This is a genomic window from Ruegeria sp. HKCCD9138 (assembly GCF_057220975.1).
The window spans coordinates 153,885-171,171 of sequence record NZ_JBWVAZ010000008.1; the positions used below are offsets into that span (position 1 = coordinate 153,885).

At 55.9% G+C, this 17,287-nt stretch carries 22 protein-coding genes and 1 tRNA gene; 14 read left to right on the forward strand and 9 right to left on the reverse strand.

Annotated elements, in window-relative coordinates; all coding sequences use genetic code 11:
- Positions 1 to 10 precede the first annotated feature (10 nt).
- Positions 11 to 433: a tellurite resistance TerB family protein gene (locus AC2TEL_RS14820; RefSeq protein ID WP_480844129.1), complete on the reverse strand. Its 423-nt coding sequence runs from the start codon at positions 431 to 433 to the stop codon at positions 11 to 13.
- A 165-nt stretch (positions 434 to 598) separates the two neighbouring features.
- Positions 599 to 1,264, reverse strand: coding sequence for a cyclic nucleotide-binding domain-containing protein (locus tag AC2TEL_RS14825; protein ID WP_480844130.1), 666 nt, complete (start codon positions 1,262 to 1,264; stop codon positions 599 to 601).
- 209 nt (positions 1,265 to 1,473) lie between these two features.
- Here AC2TEL_RS14825 and AC2TEL_RS14830 point away from each other — a divergent pair, with 209 nt between their 5' ends.
- The 3 genes from AC2TEL_RS14830 (at position 1,474) to AC2TEL_RS14840 (ending at position 5,914) form a co-directional block, all read left to right on the forward strand.
- Positions 1,474 to 3,048, forward strand: a complete 1,575-nt coding sequence (locus AC2TEL_RS14830) for a lysine--tRNA ligase (RefSeq protein WP_480904872.1) — start codon at positions 1,474 to 1,476, stop codon at positions 3,046 to 3,048.
- Positions 3,049 to 3,096: 48 nt separating this feature from the next.
- Positions 3,097 to 3,498, forward strand: a complete 402-nt coding sequence (locus tag AC2TEL_RS14835; RefSeq protein ID WP_480904875.1) for a DUF4864 domain-containing protein — start codon at positions 3,097 to 3,099, stop codon at positions 3,496 to 3,498.
- A 130-nt stretch (positions 3,499 to 3,628) separates the two neighbouring features.
- Positions 3,629 to 5,914, forward strand: coding sequence for a glycosyl hydrolase family 28-related protein (locus AC2TEL_RS14840; protein ID WP_480904876.1), 2,286 nt, complete (start codon positions 3,629 to 3,631; stop codon positions 5,912 to 5,914).
- A gap of 42 nt (positions 5,915 to 5,956) precedes the next feature.
- On the opposite strand, the gene AC2TEL_RS14845 is transcribed toward AC2TEL_RS14840, so the two are convergent.
- The gene (locus AC2TEL_RS14845; protein ID WP_480904879.1) at positions 5,957 to 6,619 is read right to left on the reverse strand and encodes a hypothetical protein; all 663 of its coding nucleotides are present in this window, start codon (positions 6,617 to 6,619) and stop codon (positions 5,957 to 5,959) included.
- Positions 6,620 to 6,772: 153 nt separating this feature from the next.
- On the opposite strand from AC2TEL_RS14845, the gene AC2TEL_RS14850 reads away from it, so the two are divergent.
- A complete protein-coding gene (locus AC2TEL_RS14850) occupies positions 6,773 to 7,099 on the forward strand; it encodes an antibiotic biosynthesis monooxygenase family protein (RefSeq protein ID WP_480844134.1) in 327 nt (108 codons plus the stop codon).
- A gap of 65 nt (positions 7,100 to 7,164) precedes the next feature.
- Entirely contained in the window at positions 7,165 to 7,572 is a 408-nt protein-coding gene (locus AC2TEL_RS14855) for a universal stress protein (RefSeq protein WP_480904882.1), read from the forward strand.
- A gap of 11 nt (positions 7,573 to 7,583) precedes the next feature.
- Here the strand turns inward: AC2TEL_RS14855 and AC2TEL_RS14860 are convergent, their stop codons facing one another.
- Positions 7,584 to 8,066 carry a HugZ family pyridoxamine 5'-phosphate oxidase gene (locus AC2TEL_RS14860; RefSeq protein ID WP_480904884.1) on the reverse strand — a complete coding sequence of 161 codons (483 nt, stop codon included), beginning with the start codon at positions 8,064 to 8,066 and terminating at the stop codon, positions 7,584 to 7,586.
- 68 nt (positions 8,067 to 8,134) lie between these two features.
- On the opposite strand from AC2TEL_RS14860, the gene AC2TEL_RS14865 reads away from it, so the two are divergent.
- The 3 genes from AC2TEL_RS14865 to AC2TEL_RS14875 all read left to right on the forward strand — a co-directional run bounded on the left by AC2TEL_RS14865 (position 8,135) and on the right by AC2TEL_RS14875 (position 9,391).
- On the forward strand, positions 8,135 to 8,557 hold the full coding sequence (locus AC2TEL_RS14865) for an excalibur calcium-binding domain-containing protein (RefSeq protein WP_480844137.1): 423 nt from the start codon (positions 8,135 to 8,137) through the stop codon (positions 8,555 to 8,557).
- A 147-nt stretch (positions 8,558 to 8,704) separates the two neighbouring features.
- On the forward strand, positions 8,705 to 8,998 hold the full coding sequence (locus tag AC2TEL_RS14870) for a hypothetical protein (protein ID WP_170445934.1): 294 nt from the start codon (positions 8,705 to 8,707) through the stop codon (positions 8,996 to 8,998).
- 39 nt (positions 8,999 to 9,037) lie between these two features.
- Complete coding sequence (locus tag AC2TEL_RS14875) at positions 9,038 to 9,391, forward strand: MmcQ/YjbR family DNA-binding protein (RefSeq protein WP_480844138.1); 354 nt, start codon at positions 9,038 to 9,040, stop codon at positions 9,389 to 9,391.
- On the opposite strand, the gene AC2TEL_RS14880 is transcribed toward AC2TEL_RS14875, so the two are convergent.
- The 4 genes from AC2TEL_RS14880 to AC2TEL_RS14895 form a co-directional block, all read right to left on the reverse strand.
- Positions 9,388 to 10,095 (reverse strand): ORF6N domain-containing protein, encoded by a 708-nt coding sequence (locus tag AC2TEL_RS14880; protein ID WP_480904887.1) that lies wholly within the window; start codon positions 10,093 to 10,095, stop codon positions 9,388 to 9,390. The genes AC2TEL_RS14875 and AC2TEL_RS14880 overlap by 4 nt on opposite strands.
- A 247-nt stretch (positions 10,096 to 10,342) precedes the next feature.
- Entirely contained in the window at positions 10,343 to 11,206 is an 864-nt protein-coding gene (locus AC2TEL_RS14885) for a DUF3800 domain-containing protein (RefSeq protein ID WP_480904890.1), read from the reverse strand.
- A 51-nt stretch (positions 11,207 to 11,257) separates the two neighbouring features.
- A complete protein-coding gene (uvrB, locus tag AC2TEL_RS14890) occupies positions 11,258 to 13,444 on the reverse strand; it encodes an excinuclease ABC subunit UvrB (RefSeq protein WP_480904893.1) in 2,187 nt (728 codons plus the stop codon).
- 81 nt (positions 13,445 to 13,525) lie between these two features.
- Complete coding sequence (locus tag AC2TEL_RS14895) at positions 13,526 to 14,005, reverse strand: SRPBCC family protein (RefSeq protein ID WP_480904896.1); 480 nt, start codon at positions 14,003 to 14,005, stop codon at positions 13,526 to 13,528.
- Positions 14,006 to 14,183: 178 nt separating this feature from the next.
- Here AC2TEL_RS14895 and AC2TEL_RS14900 point away from each other — a divergent pair, with 178 nt between their 5' ends.
- The 6 genes from AC2TEL_RS14900 to yghX all read left to right on the forward strand — a co-directional run bounded on the left by AC2TEL_RS14900 (position 14,184) and on the right by yghX (position 16,761).
- The gene (locus AC2TEL_RS14900; protein WP_480844143.1) at positions 14,184 to 14,495 is read left to right on the forward strand and encodes an ETC complex I subunit; all 312 of its coding nucleotides are present in this window, start codon (positions 14,184 to 14,186) and stop codon (positions 14,493 to 14,495) included.
- A complete protein-coding gene (locus AC2TEL_RS14905) occupies positions 14,496 to 14,972 on the forward strand; it encodes a GNAT family N-acetyltransferase (RefSeq protein WP_480904899.1) in 477 nt (158 codons plus the stop codon).
- Positions 14,973 to 14,993: 21 nt separating this feature from the next.
- Positions 14,994 to 15,070 (forward strand) — tRNA-Arg (locus tag AC2TEL_RS14910).
- Positions 15,071 to 15,448: 378 nt separating this feature from the next.
- Positions 15,449 to 15,589 carry a hypothetical protein gene (locus AC2TEL_RS14915; protein ID WP_480862594.1) on the forward strand — a complete coding sequence of 47 codons (141 nt, stop codon included), beginning with the start codon at positions 15,449 to 15,451 and terminating at the stop codon, positions 15,587 to 15,589.
- A 20-nt stretch (positions 15,590 to 15,609) separates the two neighbouring features.
- Positions 15,610 to 15,759, forward strand: coding sequence for a hypothetical protein (locus AC2TEL_RS14920; protein ID WP_480862595.1), 150 nt, complete (start codon positions 15,610 to 15,612; stop codon positions 15,757 to 15,759).
- Between the two features lie 87 nt (positions 15,760 to 15,846).
- The gene (yghX, locus tag AC2TEL_RS14925; protein ID WP_480904902.1) at positions 15,847 to 16,761 is read left to right on the forward strand and encodes a YghX family hydrolase; all 915 of its coding nucleotides are present in this window, start codon (positions 15,847 to 15,849) and stop codon (positions 16,759 to 16,761) included.
- A 268-nt stretch (positions 16,762 to 17,029) separates the two neighbouring features.
- Here the strand turns inward: yghX and AC2TEL_RS14930 are convergent, their stop codons facing one another.
- Complete coding sequence (locus AC2TEL_RS14930) at positions 17,030 to 17,239, reverse strand: hypothetical protein (protein WP_480844147.1); 210 nt, start codon at positions 17,237 to 17,239, stop codon at positions 17,030 to 17,032.
- Positions 17,240 to 17,287 lie beyond the last annotated feature (48 nt).

The window sequence follows — 17,287 nt, forward strand, 5'->3', positions numbered from 1 at the left end:
GCGTCAGTGATCAGACGGTGTGACGCGCACGCGCACCGCGTTCAATCGCGGCAGCGTGCAGGCGGTCCACGTTCAGTTCGTACCGGATTTCTTCCAGAAGACGCAGCTCTGTCTCTGCCAAAGCGCCGTCTGCGGCAGCCACATCACAGGCCAGCGCATAAGCGGTTTCATTCAGGCGCTCAGGCAGGTTTTCGCGGATCAGGCCGAACAAGGCGTCAAGCCCGTCTTCCTGTTCGAACAGGTCAAACACAATCTGCGACACCCGGCGGGTGCGATCGATATCATAGTTGGCAAACACCGGCAGCATGTTGACCGCGGTTTCGATCTTGACCAGTTCCGCAGTGCGAATGTTTTCGTCTGAGGCGGACACCGCAACCATGATCGCCACAAGGCAATCCTGCGGGGACATGGGGTGGGGTACTTGGTCGGTCATTGGGTCGTCCTGCTTGGGTGTCTCTGACCGCGCACGATATGAGGGGGCGGAGGCAGGTTCAACACCTTGTTTGTACCTTAGGGCATGTTTGGGCTGGTAAATACACCTGAAAAATACGAGCAATCGTTCAGGCTTGAAATACAGTATCGGCCAGTCCGAGTGGGTTCAGAGCAGATGCTTTCTTGCAGTCTGCAGGAAGCGCGAGATTTCCAGGCCAAGTCGGGATTCGACTGCAATCTGAAGGTCTGTGTTCTTTGCGAATTCGGTTTCGAGATCCGACAGGTTCCAAACCAGGATGCGTGAAGGTTTCTTGGCGCGCACTGTGACGGGCGCTGTGAAGCGTTCGTCATCGCTCAGCAACGCTGTGCCACCGAGAAATCGACCGTTGCCAAGTGTGTCCATTGGTTCGCCGTTCATTTCGACGCAGACTTCCCCATCGGTGATGAGTGACAGGTTCCGCACCTTTTCACCCTGTTTCAGCAGGACGGCCCCCGCCGAAACTGATGTGCCAGTGCCCATTCGAAGAAACTTGAACGCATCCAGTTCAGCGAAATTCCGGAGCGATGATCTGTAAAGGCGACGTTCTTCGTCGGTGAAGGGTGGCGGACGGCGTTCCAGCAAAATGCGGGTCACCCAGTAAATGTTGATTGCCATGAAAAACAGGTTCCACCCAATCGGAGCCCAGAGTGGCATGTTCTGGAGATAATAATACGGCAATAGAATTGACCCGCCGGCTATGGACAGGATTCGAAGCCAAAGAATGTCTTTGACGGAATAGGAGAGCAGATAAAAAACGTTCGCGGTGTTGACCAGCAGATCCAGCCCCAGCATGCCCTTACCTCAGTCTTTGTGAAACCACACTGACCACCGTAAATCACAAGGAGAATTGGGCAAGTTTTGCTGGCGGTGGCGAAATCCGGGCCAGAAGGGAGGCGAAATACGCGGTGCTTTATTGACTCATGCTGCACCGGCACAATAGGAGGGGTCGGTCAGTTGCATGGGGCAACTGGCTTCGTATTCCCCGATGGAGATCCAATCAAATGTCTGACCTGCGTGAATCCGCGATGTCGTCCAAGGCCTGGCCTTTTGAAGAGGCGCGCCGGCTGCTCAAACGCTACAGACAGGGCGCTCCGGAAAAGGGGTATGTGCTGTTCGAGACCGGTTACGGCCCGTCGGGCCTGCCGCATATCGGTACCTTTGGCGAGGTGGCGCGGACCACGATGGTCAAGCGCGCGTTCGAGGCGCTGTCGGACATCCCTACGAAGCTGATTTGTTTCTCGGACGATCTGGACGGCATGCGCAAAGTGCCCAGCAACGTGCCGAACCCCGAGAAGTTGCAGGATTACTTGCAGTGTCCGCTGACCTCGGTGCCCGATCCATTTGACGAATATGACAGCTTTGGTGAGCATAACAACGCGATGCTGCGCCGGTTTCTCGACACGTTCGGGTTCGAGTATGAGTTCTATTCCGCACGCGATTTCTACCGCTCGGGCCAGTTCGATGAGGTCCTGAAGCGGGCGGTCGAGAAGTATGATGACGTGATGGCCATCATGCTCAAAAGTCTTCGGGAAGAGCGGCAACAGACCTATTCGATCTTTTTGCCCATTCATCCGGAAACCGGGCGGGTTCTGTACGTCCCGATGAAGAAGGTCTGTGCCGAGACATACACAATCACCTTCGATGACGAGGACGGCAAGGAATGGACGCTGCCCGTAACGGGGGGCAATGTGAAACTGCAGTGGAAGCCTGATTTCGGCGCACGTTGGGCGGCGCTGGGCGTGGATTTCGAGATGTATGGCAAAGAACACGCCACCAACGAAAAGATCTATGACGCGATCTGTCGGGCGCTGGGTGGACGCGCGCCTGAGCATTTCTCGTATGAGCTGTTTCTGGATGAGAACGGTCAGAAGATATCCAAGTCATCCGGCAACGGTGTGTCGATCGACGAATGGCTGACCTATGCGCCGACCGAGAGCCTGGCCTATTTCATGTATCAGAAGCCCAAGACCGCCAAGCGGATGCATTTCGATGTTATCCCGAAGGCCTATGATGAGTATCACCAGCAGTTGCGGGCCTATCCGGGTCAGGACCTGAAGGCGCAGCTGAACAACCCCGTCTGGCATATCCATGGCGGAGATGTCCCTGAATCGACGCTCATCGTGCCGTTCGCGATGCTGCTGAACCTGGCATCAGTTTCTGGAGCCGAAGACAAGGAGGCGCTGTGGGGCTTCATCCGCCGTTATGCGCCAGAGGCGACCGCCGAAACGCATCCCGATTTGGATCAGGCTGCGGGCTTTGCAGTTCGCTACTTCAACGACTTTGTCAAACCGACACGCCAGCATCGTGCGCCGACGGATCAGGAGCGAGAAGCGCTGGAGGCTTTGAATGCCGCGCTGGAGGCCTATGATGGGCCGATCGAGGATGAAGCGCTGCAATCGGTGGTCTATTCCATTGGACGGGATCGCTTTGATCCGATGCGCGGCTGGTTTACGGCGCTTTACGAGGTGTTGTTGGGTGCCAGCCAGGGCCCGAGGTTTGGCGGGTTCATAGCACTTTACGGCGTGCCCGAGACGATTGCTCTGATCAACAGGGCATTGGCCGGGGAACTGGCCTGATTTGACCCGATACCGTGTGGGGCTACCCTTCCGTCAGGAGGTGGCCCCATGCGTCGATTGTTGCTTACCATTTCATTGAGCGTCGGATTGGCATCAGGCGCGTTCGCCCAGAATGCCGAGATCGAAGCAAACATATCGGCGCAGATACAGGCGTTCAAAGCGGACGATTTTGCCACCGCATTTACCTTTGCCAGCCCCAATATCCAACGGCTGTTCCGAAATCCCGATAACTTCGGCGCGATGGTGCGAAATGGCTATCCGATGGTCTGGCGACCGACGGATGTGCGGTTTCTCGAACTGCGCGAAGTCGCTGGATCCTTGTGGCAGAAAGTCATGATCACGGATGGCGATGGCCGCGTGCATATCCTGGACTATCAGATGGTTCAGCAGGAAAATGGCTGGAAGATCAACGGTGTGCAGCTTCTCGGGAACTCGGATCCTGCTGCCTGAGGCAACACCACCGTAACGGTACTATGATCGTCGGTTAATTCCATATCGGTACTCAGACCTATGCGCCCTGGCAACGCCCGGGCCAATGGTTTTGGCACGCGCTGCGGGCGCGATTGAGAAAGGGATTTCTATGAACAAGGCAATCACCGACGGTATCGTGTTCATGCCGCCTGCTTTCGCAGACGGGCTGGGCGTCTGGTCCAGCGGCGATGGAACGCCCGGCTCGGCGACCTATGACGGATCGGGAACCGGAGTATTCGTGCCGGCAGATGCGGATTTCGGCGGGTGCCTCGAAATCCTAAAGTCCAACGTGACCCAGCAACTGCGCTACATGGGCCAAACGGTCTTGTTGCCGGGTTGCTATCTACAGATCACGGCACGGGTCAAGGCGATCAGCGGTCCGTTGCCTTCGGTCCGTATTGCCGGCTGGGCTGGTGGTGCGGGTGATACGCATGTTTCCGGAGTGGTCGAACAAGGCCCGGCGATGCAACTTTCGAGCTATGGCACCGTGCACGAGATCACGGCCATTGTAGGTACCGGTCGTCGGGCCGGGGTCGACATGTCGTGGGGGCCGGCTGCTTTGTACGGTCACTTCGGGCTGGACATCGAAGGCACCAATGGTGCGGTCGTGCGGATTGACGACATCGAAATCGCTGACGTCACTTCGGTTTTCCTGCGCGACATGATCGGTCTGGTCGACGTGCGGGATTATGGTGCCGTTGGTGACGGTGTGGCAGATGCATCGGCCGCATTTGAAGCTGCGGATCAGGCCGCGAATGGCCGGCGGATTTATGTGCCGCAGGGCACTTTTCTGCTGAACCAGAACACCAGTCTTGCATCAGAAGTTGAATTTGATGGTACGGTCACGATGCCCGACGACAAGATGCTGTTGCTGACCAAGAATTTTGACCTGCCGACTTATATCTCGGCCTTCGGCGACGAAGCGTTGGCCTTCAAGAAGGCGTTTCAGGCTTTGCTGAATAATTCAGATCATGAATCGCTGGATATGGGTGGTCGCAAAATATCGGTTGACGCGCCAATTGACATGCAGGCTGCTGTGCCCAACCGCACCGGCTATGCCACGCGCCGAGTGGTACGCAATGGCCAGTTCGATGTCAAAAGCAGTTCGGCCTGGGATACCGAGACCTTCACTTCGGTCGCAACTTATGATCCCAACGACCCCTACAAGCTGTCGAATGTTGCGAATGTTGCGAACGTTCCCGTCGGATCCCTGATAACAGGCAGTGGTGTCGGACGTGAGATCTATGTGCGATCCAAGAACGACGTTGCCAGTGAAATCACCCTGAACGCGCCGATTTACAATGCCGCCGGTACTCAGAGCTTTACTTTTACGGCATTCAAGTACCTGCTGGATTTCAGCGGTTTCAGCGCGTTGCAAAAGTTCAACATGGAAGGCATCGAGTTTCAGTGCAACAGTCGATGCAGCGCCATACGCCTGGCACCGGGCGGGAATACCTTTGTGCTGAAGGACTGCTTCATCAGCCGCCCGAAGGATCGTGGGATCACGTCGATCGGTGCGGGATGTCAGGGGATGCTGATCGACGGCTGCCAATTCCTGTCGGCGGAAGAAGATCTGGACGTATCGGCGCGCAGTTCGATTGCCGTTAACTCCAACGCCAATGACGTCAAGCTACGCCACAACCGGGCCACTCGGTTCCATCACTTTGCCGTTCTAGGAGGGGACAACAACCTTGTTCTGGGCAATCACTTTTTCCAAGGTGACAGCGTTTCGAATGGCGTTCGCAGCCCGGGGCTGGTGATGATCGGCGGATACAACAGTTCGTCCATTGCCGAAAACTACGTGGATAACTGTTTTATCCAGTGGACCAACGAACGCGACTCGTCGCCCAACTACACGTCTGGGTATTCTTTCAGTGCGTTGAGTGTGACAGACAATATCTTCTATTGCAGCAACGTTGCCCCCTGGTTCAGCTACTTCGTAATCCGCCCATATGGGACAGGGCATTTCCTGAACGGGCTGACAGTGACGGGAAACAAATTCCGTACCAATGCAGGCAATATCTATCGGGCTGAACAGGTGGATACCACGTATGCTGGCCTGGACAACGAGAGATACGTCAACGTTACCTTTGAAAACAATACATTCCACGGGATCAACACGCATACCATGAACCCTCTGAGAGTGCGCTATTCTCAGAACTCGGCTTCGTCGGTTTGGACGATTGGTTCGTTGGGACAGCTTCCGTTTGGTGGCAAGGCACGTGCCTGTGATGCGGTGGTGCCTTATGGTCCACTTCGCACCGTTTTCAACACTATTCGTTATACGTCGCCCTATGCCCAAGTGCGGCAAGGTGCGTCCCAAGATGCCATAGCCCTTCGTTGGCCCGAGTCGCTGACGGGCACGGTCTGGGTCACTATGCGTGTCGAGAACTGATCGCGACCGGCACTGGCTGTCTTTTCCTAGATAGCCGGTGCCTCAATGCGTGCTCCACAGCGCAATTTTTATCCCGGTTCCGCTTTGTGTTGCGTTCTGCTCAACCCCCAGCACCCATGTGATCCTTCCGGTTTTCGGGCGATACATGACAGACGGGCGCACGCTCCAGTACACCGGACGGCCGGGTGCATTGGAGGTTTCTAACTGGAGCAGCGGATCAAATCTTCGACCTGAAGACAGTCCCGCAGTGAAGTCGAGCTTTTGGATCAATGCTTCGTGCGTGCGGTATTCCAATGCCGTGTCGATCGCAATCCAACCGCCACCCCAACCGGTTTGAATTCCTTTGCCATATGACAATGTTGCCTTGTACATGGCCCAGGCGCGATGGCCCCGATGATGCGCGCCCGCGCCGAATTCGGCTGCGAGGCGACCCTGTGTGCCGAAATCCGCAACGGGGAAGCGCGCAAAAACCAGTGCGTGACCGTAAAGGTCCTGATGCTCCTCAGCATCCAGCCCAAGGGTGAGTTGGGGTCGAAACCCCCATTCGGCATATAGCGCGGACTTGAATTTATATGTCCCGTCCGCTTCCTGAAATGCCGTGACCGAGGCGGCTGTGAACGCGGCGTCCTTTTCCCTCAACCAGGCACCCGGCCACGCGGGCCCGCACAGCAAGCTTATCAGCAAGGTCAAAACCAGGTGTCTCATGCGGGCAGCATCGGCAAGCATGGTTAACGGTTGGTTAGTTTTTCGTTCACTTCCCAGAAAGAATTTGTGCTGATGCGTCAAACTTTTGCAACGAAACGGGGTGGCGATTTCGAAAGCTGTGCTAGGCTCGGGTCAGCAATAAGGAGAAGCCAGATGCCTCATATTTCGAAGAACAACAGCAGCCAAACCGTCATAACGACCTTCGAGATGACTCCGGGGACATGTCAGGACCTGTTGGAAGCCCTGACAGATGCCTATGCGTCATTCATTTCCAAACAGCCTGGGTTCATAGCGGCGGGTTTGCATGTAAACGACGCGCAGACTCGAATCGCGAACTATTCCCAGTGGGAGAAACGCGAAGATTTTCTGGCCATGCTGAGAACACCCGAGATGCGCGAGCGGAACCGCAGGGTCAATGAACTGTGCAAGAGTTTTGAACCCGTAATGTACGATGTTGCAGAAACATTTGGAGAATCCTGACCTAGATCAATGCCGAAGGACCCGATGCGGTTCAGCTTAACGGCTCAGAGACGGAGGCACGAGCCATGTATCACAACATTCTAGTTCCAATCTCATTCGATGCCGAAAGGGACACCTCGGCGCCTTTGAAACTGGCGCAACTTCTGGCCACGCCGGATGCCAAGGTCACGTTGCTGCACGTGGTTGAGCATATCCCGGATTACGCAATTTCTTACATGCCAGCCGAATACCTGTCCGAAGCACGAAAAGCCATTCAAACCGAACTCGACAATCTGGCCTCTCAGATTCCGAATGCCGAGGGGATAGTGATTGAGGGGCACTCTGGCCGCACAATTCTCGACTGGACCGAGGTCAACAACCCGGACCTGATAGTAATGGCGTCGCACCGACCGGGGATGCAGGATCTGCTGCTGGGTTCGACGGCGACTCATGTCGTGCGACACGCCAAATGCGCTGTTCATGTCGTGCGCTGATACGCGACGGATCAGAAATCGTGCTTCGATAATCGCCAGGCTTTGCCGAACCCTCCGTTGAGCAGCCCATCGCTGACCTCGAAACGGACAAAGCCGAAATCGGTGAAATCAACATACAGACGCGCCTTCGGTCGCAACGACAGATAGCGCGAGCGCAGGGTCACGTGATCCTGCGAACTGCGTTCGACCATTTGGGCAGTGCAATGCAGTGTCAAACGTGGATGGGTCAACGGGTCACCCTTGTCACCGGGTGCCCCAACCAGCAAGGAGCAGGTCGGATTTGCCAGAAGCGCCCGGGTATGCTCGGCCAATGTGGAAATCAAGGAAATCGGCTGGTTCAACTTATCCGTGGCCAGTGCAATCCGGGTCACCGAAGGTGTTGCGGATTCGGGCCTCAAAACCGCCAGAGCTGCGTATTCGGCCTTGGCAATCAACTCCCGAGCCAACTCGCGCGCCGAATCGTCAACAAGTTGAAATGGATCGGATCGTTTCACAGCGTGTCCTCGCCTTGCGCCACCACGATGCCTCAGCATTGCCATATAGTTGGTGTACGGCCAACCGTATGAAGACAAAGACGACGGAAGTTGACGACGTGATCCCCAACCCGCGATCCGCCCGGCGGCATCGGCGGGCAGATGCGTTGCGCAAAAAGGCGCTGTCACCCGTACGCATTCTGATCATGGTGCTCGCGCTGCCATTGACCACTGCAATAATCGCGACCGGGTTGTTTTTGCGCATCACCGATTATGATCGGGACGAGGCCGTGGTTCATCTGGTGGCGCTGGCGGGATGTGACGCGGCGCGGGCCATCGGTCTCGGCCCGTTTCGTCAGGGTGAAGCGGGTTACCATACGCGCAACGACCCTGACGGCGACGGAGTGGCCTGTGGAACATTCGTTCAAAAAGGCGCGCGTCAAACACCATCCGCTTCACCGCAGCCGACGAACCGGCGAACGGTCGGAAGCGCGAAATTCTTGCGACCCTGACAGTTGCATCGGAAATGAAATTGGAGACGTGCACGCGCATTGTGAACTGCTTCTCTGAAACCCGACGCCGCCTGTGATACGATCCGCGCGGCAGGCGCTCTGAGGTTGCCTGCCAAGGGCGATTGTGCCCAGCAAGGGAGAAGTACCATGTTTGCACGTATTACTCAGTTCAAAATGAAGCCGGGCATGCGGGATGCCGCCGAGGCGAAAATGAATGAGCTTAAAGATCAGATTATGGGCATGAATGGGATGCACAGCTTTACCAATGCCATGAACGAGGACGGTACCGGTTACGTTGTTGCGGTTGTCGAAAGCGAGGAGACATCGAACGCGAACGCGCCCAAAGTGGCCGAGTTGTGGGGAAATTTCGCAGAATTCCTTGAAGGCCCGCCGTCCCCTGCCGGGTTTGACGTCGTCGTCCACTGGGATAAAGCCCTTTAAACGCTTGCATATTTCCGGGTGATCGCCGAGATTCGGGCGATGACCCGCGATGAATTCAACACCTTCTGCGCCACCCTCAAAGCCACCAGCCATGTGGTGCAATGGGGCAATGCGGATGTGTGGAAAGTGGGCGGCAAGGTCTTTGCGATTTGCGGCTGGAACGAGGGGCGCGATGCCTTCACCTTCAAGGCCACCGATCTGGCGTTTGAGGTGCTGGGCGATGAGCCCGGCATCCGCCCGGCGCCTTATCTGGCATCGCGTGGCATGAAGTGGCTGCAGGTCTATGAGGCGCGCGGGATGAGCGATGCGTCACTGCGTGAACATATCGTGACGTCTTATGATCTGGTCGTGGCCAAGCTGACCAGGAAGATGCGGGCCGAGTTGGGGGTTTAACCCTTCATCGCCTGCAGCAATTCCAACAGACGTTTGCGGTCATCATCATCGGCGTAATCGCCGCTTGCCAGACGCTGGGCGATGTTCAGGCGCAGGCGTTCGTGCTGGGTGCGCACCTCTTCACCTGCGGTTTCGGCGAGGGTTTTCATGATCACCGCCACCGCCTGCTGACGCTTGGTGGTGGGGTTGGCGATGTAATCGACAAGGCTCTGCTGGCCGGAATCTAGGATGTTCTCGGCCAAATCGCGCAGTTGCTCGCCATTGGGCAACAGCGGGGCAGGGGCACCTTCGGGCGGCAGGATTTCCGGGACGCTGCGCGGGGTCTCTGCCAGAGCGTTTGCGCCGTCGACAAAGGCTTCGGTGATCATCCGAGTGATCCTGATCGCGCGCGGGTCCTTGAACAAGGCCGAGGCGATGGCCACACCGTAATCGGTATAGACCCACGGATTGACCCGCCGTCCGCCGCGGCCCTTGGGTTTTGAAATCACATTCTGTGATTGCAAATCGGCGACCTCGGCATCGGTCAGCTGAAAGCGATAGCCCTCAAACAGGTCCTTGTTGCGCGAGACGGCCTGATTGAACGCGCTGACGGATTTTCCATAGAACTGCGCCAAATCCTCGGCCAGCACCACGCGCGTGCCGCGCACCCGGTGAATGGCGCTTTGGACCTCATGCGTGCTGGGCAGGGTGTTGGGGTTCGTCATGGCAGCCGTTTGGAATCACAATTTGTGATTTCAAACGTGGAGGAGAGGGCGCTGGGCTGCAAGGTTGAAGTGTGGTGTTGTGTTAAGCCAGAGAGAGATAGCGCAGTGCAACGTCTGTTGACACTATTGTGTCAGATATTGAGTTTTGCACAACATATAGAGTATCCTGTTGACAACTTGTTAGTGGATTTCTATTTTATTGAATGAGCCCTGCCGGATTCGAAGGTCCAAGTTCCACTTGGATTATTTATGTAGGATCTTGCGGGGCTCCTTGCTTTGAGCGCCCTAAATCCAATGCATGATTGTTGGGCACAAACCGCCAATGTCGATACGGATGGGTCCAGCGTTCGTTTGGCCCAGTTCTTGTCCCGGTTGTCATTCCAACATTAAAATTTGGGTAGATATTTCGAATTTCTTTATTGATAAACTTATACAATTTCTCCTTAGCTATAGTTCGTTTACCTCTACGAGTAGCACCTTCTGGTTTCTCAAGATGTTTATCATTAAGCCGAAAGCACATCGCTCCAAGAATAACATCCAAACCCTGAAGGATCGTGTGTTTTGAAGAATCAACGTCAGCTATATGAGATTTTGGGATTTGAATGTTTAGTCCACGCCAATCTCTCGTTGTAGGTATCCCAGATAAGTACTCCTTAAATCTATCGATCTTTGCTTTGCTGTCAGGGATTTGATCTAACAACAAACTAAAGGAAACAGTATCGATGGCGTTGGGGTTGCAAAACCTAATCCCGAAGGCATGTTTAAGAAATTGATAATAAAGCAAAAAGTATGCTTCGTCTCTTTGTTCTGGGGACAGGTCGCGAGGTTGATGGATATTTTGCGTAAACATAATGCGTACCTTCAAACGGCCGCTAGCAACAAAAGTGAAAAAGTACTCAATGAACTCCTGATATTTTGAGAGGTATTGGGGTGTCACTTTTTGCCACTTGATCTCGTTTCCGAAGTTCAATTCGAGCTTCTTCGCAAGCAGTAGTTCTTCAATCGCCTGACGGTCTTCGGACTTTAGCAATACCCCGCCAAAGAAGTTTCCGAAGAAGTTGCCTGACTTGTCCGATTCATCGCCATAGATGATGTAGTTTCGCTTTGCCATATCCGCGATTCTATACACAATCACAGGGGGTTAAAAGATATTATCTTTGACTTACCGCTTCCTCCGCTTCACATTCCCACCCCGCTGCCCCGGCCTGCCAGCCGTTGACCGTCCTCGCGACTTAACCGCGTCTTCCGAGGCTTTCTCGACCGCCCATTGGCGCGCCATGGGGTCGTCGGCGACGGCGAGGTCGACCACTTCCAGACGTTTGATCTCATCCCGGATATTGGCGGCTTCTTCGAATTCCAGGTTCTCGGCGGCTTTGCGCATCTGCTCGCGCAGCCCGTCCAGATGGGCCTCGAGGTTCGCGCCGTGCATCGGTTTGTCGATGGTGGCGGTGACGCGGTTCATGTCGACGTCGCCCTCGTAGAGACCGGCCAGAACGTCCTCGACATTCTTTTTCACCGTCTCGGGGGTGATGCCGTTTTCCTGATTATAGGCGAGTTGTTTGGCGCGGCGGCGGTTGGTCTCGTTCAGGGCGCGTTCCATCGAGCCTGTGATCTTGTCGGCATACATGATCACCCGGCCATCGGCGTTCCGCGCGGCGCGGCCGATGGTCTGGATCAGGGATGTTTCGGACCGCAGGAACCCTTCTTTATCCGCGTCCAGAATGGCGACCAACCCGCATTCTGGAATGTCGAGCCCTTCGCGCAGCAGGTTGATGCCGACCAGCACGTCGAATGCCCCCAGACGCAGGTCGCGCAGGATTTCGATGCGTTCCAGCGTGTCGATGTCCGAGTGCATATAGCGGACCTTGATGCCCTGTTCGTGCAGGTATTCGGTCAGGTCCTCGGCCATGCGTTTGGTCAGCGTTGTCACCAGCGTGCGATAGCCATTGGCGGCGACCTTGCGCACCTCGTCCAGCAGGTCGTCCACCTGCATCGAGACGGGGCGGATTTCGACCTCGGGGTCCAGCAGGCCAGTGGGGCGGATCACCTGTTCGGTGAAGACACCGCCGGTCTGTTCAATCTCCCACTTCGCCGGGGTGGCTGAGACAAAGACAGATTGCGGGCGCATGGCGTCCCATTCCTCGAACTTGAGGGGGCGGTTGTCCATGCAGGACGGCAGGCGGAATCCATGTTCGGCCAGCGTGAATTTGCGCCGGTAGTCGCCCCGGTACATGCCGCCGATTTGCGGGACCGAGACGTGGGATTCGTCGGCGAAGACGATGGCGTTGTCTGGGATGAATTCGAACAGGGTTGGGGGCGGTTCGCCCGGAGCGCGTCCCGTCAAGTAACGTGAGTAGTTCTCGATCCCGTTGCAGACGCCGGTGGCCTCGAGCATTTCCAGATCGAAGTTGGTGCGTTGTTCCAGCCGTTGGGCTTCCAACAGTTTACCTTCGCCCACCAACTGGTCGAGACGGATGCGGAGTTCCTTTTTGATGCCGATGATCGCCTGTTGCATCGTCGGCTTGGGCGTCACGTAGTGGGAATTCGCATAGACCCGCACATGCTCCATCGTCGCGGCGCGTTCGCCGGTAAGGGGGTCGAATTCTGTGATGGTTTCCAGTTCTTCACCGAAGAAGGACAGCTTCCAGGCACGATCCTCAAGGTGGGCAGGCCAGATTTCCAGGGAATCGCCGCGCACCCGGAACGAGCCACGCTGAAACGCCTGATCATTGCGGCGGTATTGCTGGGCGACCAGATCGGCCATCACCTGCCGCTGGTCGTACTCGTTGCCAACCTTCAGATCCTGCGTCATCGCCCCATAAGTTTCGACCGAACCGATACCATAGATGCAAGAGACCGACGCCACGATGATCACGTCATCGCGTTCGAGCAGCGCGCGGGTGGCCGAGTGGCGCATCCGGTCGATCTGTTCGTTGATCTGCGATTCTTTTTCTATGTAGGTGTCGCTGCGCGGCACATAAGCCTCGGGCTGGTAGTAGTCGTAGTATGAGACGAAATATTCGACCGAGTTTTCGGGGAAGAAGCCCTTGAACTCCCCATACAGCTGCGCGGCCAGCGTCTTGTTGGGCGCAAGGATGATCGCCGGCCGCTGGGTTTCTTCAATAACCTTGGCCATGGTGAAGGTCTTACCTGTCCCAGTCGCCCCCAGCAGGACCTGATCGCGCTCGCCATCCAGAACCCCTCCGGTCAGTTCTTTGATCGCCGTGGGCTGGTCGCCTGCGGGGGCGAATTCGGTATGCATGACGAACTGTTTACCGCCCTCTAGTTTCAGGCGCGCGCGGACGTCTTCAGCGGTCAGCTGTGTCTTGTCGGAATGGGCGTATGGCATAAGCAGGCTCCGGGTCAGGCCCCTACATTTGTTCTTATTTTGTCCAACTGCAAGGGCTGATCCGGTTTAGAATTCATAGTTTCAGTAATAGGCAAACTCGGCGTCAGGAATTCGATCCGAACGCACTTTTTCAGCCAGCGCTTTCAGATTGCGATCCAGCACTCGACCCATCATTGCCTTCAATAGCGTTTGCCCCATCAGCCAGCCCAATGGCCCATACTTCATCCGGTAATCCATGCTCCAGATCACGCGCGACCGATTGTCTGTGAGTCGCTCAATGGCAATTGCTGCATGTGCTTCGGTCCACGGCATCGCCAACATCTCGGACAAGCGGACACGATAGCCTCGGTTGACCTGCCAGTCGGTGACTTTTTCAACCAGAGAGGTCCCGTTTTCAAAGTGGCAGCGCCGCTTTGATCCGACGCCGGTTTTGCCATGCGTCATCGCATCCACGGAAACGACCTGAGGTGCGAATTCGTCGATATGCATGAACCTGTTCAGGATGGCCCATAGAGCCTCGGGCTGGGCATTGATTTCCAGGCTTCTTTCGTAGTGGATCATCATAATGTCCTCATATTGGGGTCCCTCAATCAATAACCGGTCCTGATGACAGTTTCTGACATCAGTAGATATCAACGCGACAGCAATGAAAGCCGGCTTGCTGTGACAATTGCCACCTTGTCCCCGCCCCCGCTCTGACGCATAAACAATCCCAGCCAAGTGAGTACGGAGAGGCGACATGCGCGCACGGATTTACAAGCCTGCAAGAAATGCGATGACCTCGGGGATGGCAAAGACCCGCAAATGGGTTCTTGAATACGCCCCCGCGTCGGCGCGTGAAGTCGATCCGCTGATGGGCTGGACGTCCTCCAAAGACACGCAAACTCAGGTTCGTCTGAAATTCGATACCAAGGAAGAAGCGTTGGATTATGCCAAGGACAACGGCATCGACGCACAGGTAAGCGAGCCGCACAAGCGTAAGCCAAATCTGCGCGCTCGTGGCTATGGTGAGAACTTCGCAACCGACCGCCGTGGTCCGTGGACTCACTAATTGATTGAAATCCGACAGGCAGACCCAACTTCGGACGCGCTGCGCCCGTTGGTTGAAGCGCATTTTGCCCATAGCGAGACGGCAGGCCCTGCGGAAAGCAATCACACCATGGATGCCGAAGCATTGGCCGGGCCGGATATCCGGTTCTGGGCGATGTATGAGGCAGGCAAGCCCGTAGGATGTGGCGCGCTTAAGGAGCTGCCGGACGGCACGGCCGAAGTGAAATCGGTGCATATCATGTCCGAGGTCCGCGGCCGCGGGCTGGCGCGCGCCATGATGACCCATCTGGCGGAACTCGCGTGCAGTGAAGGCGTTTCGGCGCTGGTTCTGGAAACCGGGGCATCACATCTTTCTGAATATGACGCGGCGCGCAAACTCTATGAAGCATTGGGGTATGCCTATTGCGGACCGATTTTCGGATACGAAGACGATCCCAACAGCGCCTTCATGCGCTTGGCCCTTGAACCCGCTGGCTAAAAACCGCAAGAAGGGCGCAGCGGTCCCGTAGCTCAACTGGATAGAGCAGCTGACTTCTAATCAGCAGGTTGAGGGTTCGAGTCCTTCCGGGATCGCCAGCCAAGAAAATTCCCAATTGCGCTATTTGGCGCCAAAGTCCCGTAAGTGGACCACAGGAGCCGGCAACTCGCCTATCCTTGCCTGCGGAACAGACTCATTGATTTTGTTGGAAATGGACTTCGTAGTCTGGACTGCCGCCACCCAAGGTGCGTATGAGGCTGTCAGTTTGGTCGGTGACGTTCTGTCACTGGATTTCCAGTAACCTCCAGTGCGTTCAGCAAGAAAGTGATGCCATTAGTAGCTTCTCGCAAAAGGTAGATTCTGCATCCGATGTTGCAAACCTTCTCACGAATGCGCTTGCCACACTCATGGAACGTGGACGAATCTGGAAAGACCTCGAGGCAGCCGCGTCGACGTGATGACCGGCAGATGTCCCTATGAGCGACATATCTGCCATGCGTGATGCAGTGCGGCCACAGGTCAAGCTTCATATGGTGCCAACGCTGGCCACGGTACAGGCCCCGGAACAGTGTCTGAGCGAATACACGCCGTGCGCGCGGCGGGATTTCGCGACGTAAACGGGCTCTCACTTTGCGACATGACAGAGATGCTCTATGTCGACCTGAGCATTCTGGTGGGGGCCACAATGAAACTCAGTGCTATAGAAGTTTTTTGCATCATACTGGCTAGCGCAGTTGCAGCAGCCGGGTTTGTGGGTGCCGCAAGCGTTCTGTTTTCCGCTATTTGAGGTTGCCGGGCAGGTACTGTTTCAGATCAGGCAAAGCTGACAGTTAGATTGGTGATATCCTGCGGAAATCCGACAGGGAGAATCGCAATGACTGACCAGACACCTTCGCGCCGTCTGACGGCGGCTGATTTCGACCAAGAATTGCTCGACCTCTACGACTATTATGCGCACGGAAAGATCTCGAAGCGCGAGTTTCTGGATCAAGCCGGCAAATGGGCTGTCGGCGGACTGACGGCCGCGGCAATACTCAGCACGCTTTCGCCGAACTATGCGCTGGCTCAGCAAGTTGCTGAGGATGATCCGGACATTATTGGCGAGGATATCACCTACCAAAGCCCGAACGGCACTGGTGAGATCACCGCGTATTTTGTCCGCCCGGCTGAGACCGATCCTGACCGCCCGCCGGCATCCGTTCTGGTCGTTCACGAGAATAGGGGCCTGAACCCATACATCCGTGATGTCGTACGCCGGATCGCCAAGGCCGGTTTTGTTGCCATGGGCCCTGATGGCCTTTCGTCGCTTGGGGGGTATCCCGGAAATGACGACGAAGGTCGTGAGATGCAAAGAACTCTGGATCGAGATGCGCTTCTCAATGATTTCTTTGCGGGATTCGAGTATTTGCAGTCGCTCGATGGAACGAACGGCAAAGTCGGCGCGACCGGTTTCTGCTACGGCGGTGGTGTGGTGAACAAACTTGCCGTCGCCTATCCCGAGATGGCTGCTGGTGTTCCATTCTATGGCGCTGCACCCGATAGCTCACAGGTTCCTCAGATTGAAGCGCCGTTGATGATCCAGCTTGCTGCATTAGACCAGCGCATCAACGCCATGTGGCCGGCCTACCAAAAAGCACTGGTGGAGAGCGACAAACGCTACCAGGCATATATTTACCCCGGTGTGAATCACGGTTTTCATAACGACACCACCCCTCGCTACGATGAGGCCGCAGCCAAACTTGCAGAGCAACGCATGATTGCGTGGTTTCGAACCTATCTTGCCGGTTGAGCGAAGGACGCCCGGCGCGAGCCTATTGGGCGGATGTGCAAAACTGATTTGTGTGACCAACATCACTGACCGCCGCGCCGGTTCCGGTGATACTAGGGGCATAGATGAGTAGGCGCTCGTGTTGAGTTTAGAGCGCGGTTTTTTTTCATGATCCTCCCTTGGACTGGGCGCGCTGTTGGCGGCGCGCCCTACTTTTGATTTTCATAGGGGCTTGCAAGCAGCAGGCACAGCCGGGACGTTCACAGCGGCAGCCGGTCTTGCTGCAGGTTCAGTAATAATAGTGCCGATAATAAATCGCATCAGGCAGGTAGTCGTCGTAATAGCCAGCTTCGCGAAGCTCTCTTTCCGCCTTCAAATCATCCTCACGCTTTTTCTTGCGTTCTTCCGTCGCCCTTTGACGACGGGCCTTTCTTTCCTCGGCCGAGGCAAAAAGCCCGGTAAACAGTCCTTTTTCGAAGGCCGTTTTTGCGTGTTCCACCTTTTCATCCTCCGTTGCGACATTGGCAATTGCTGAGGCTGAAAGTGG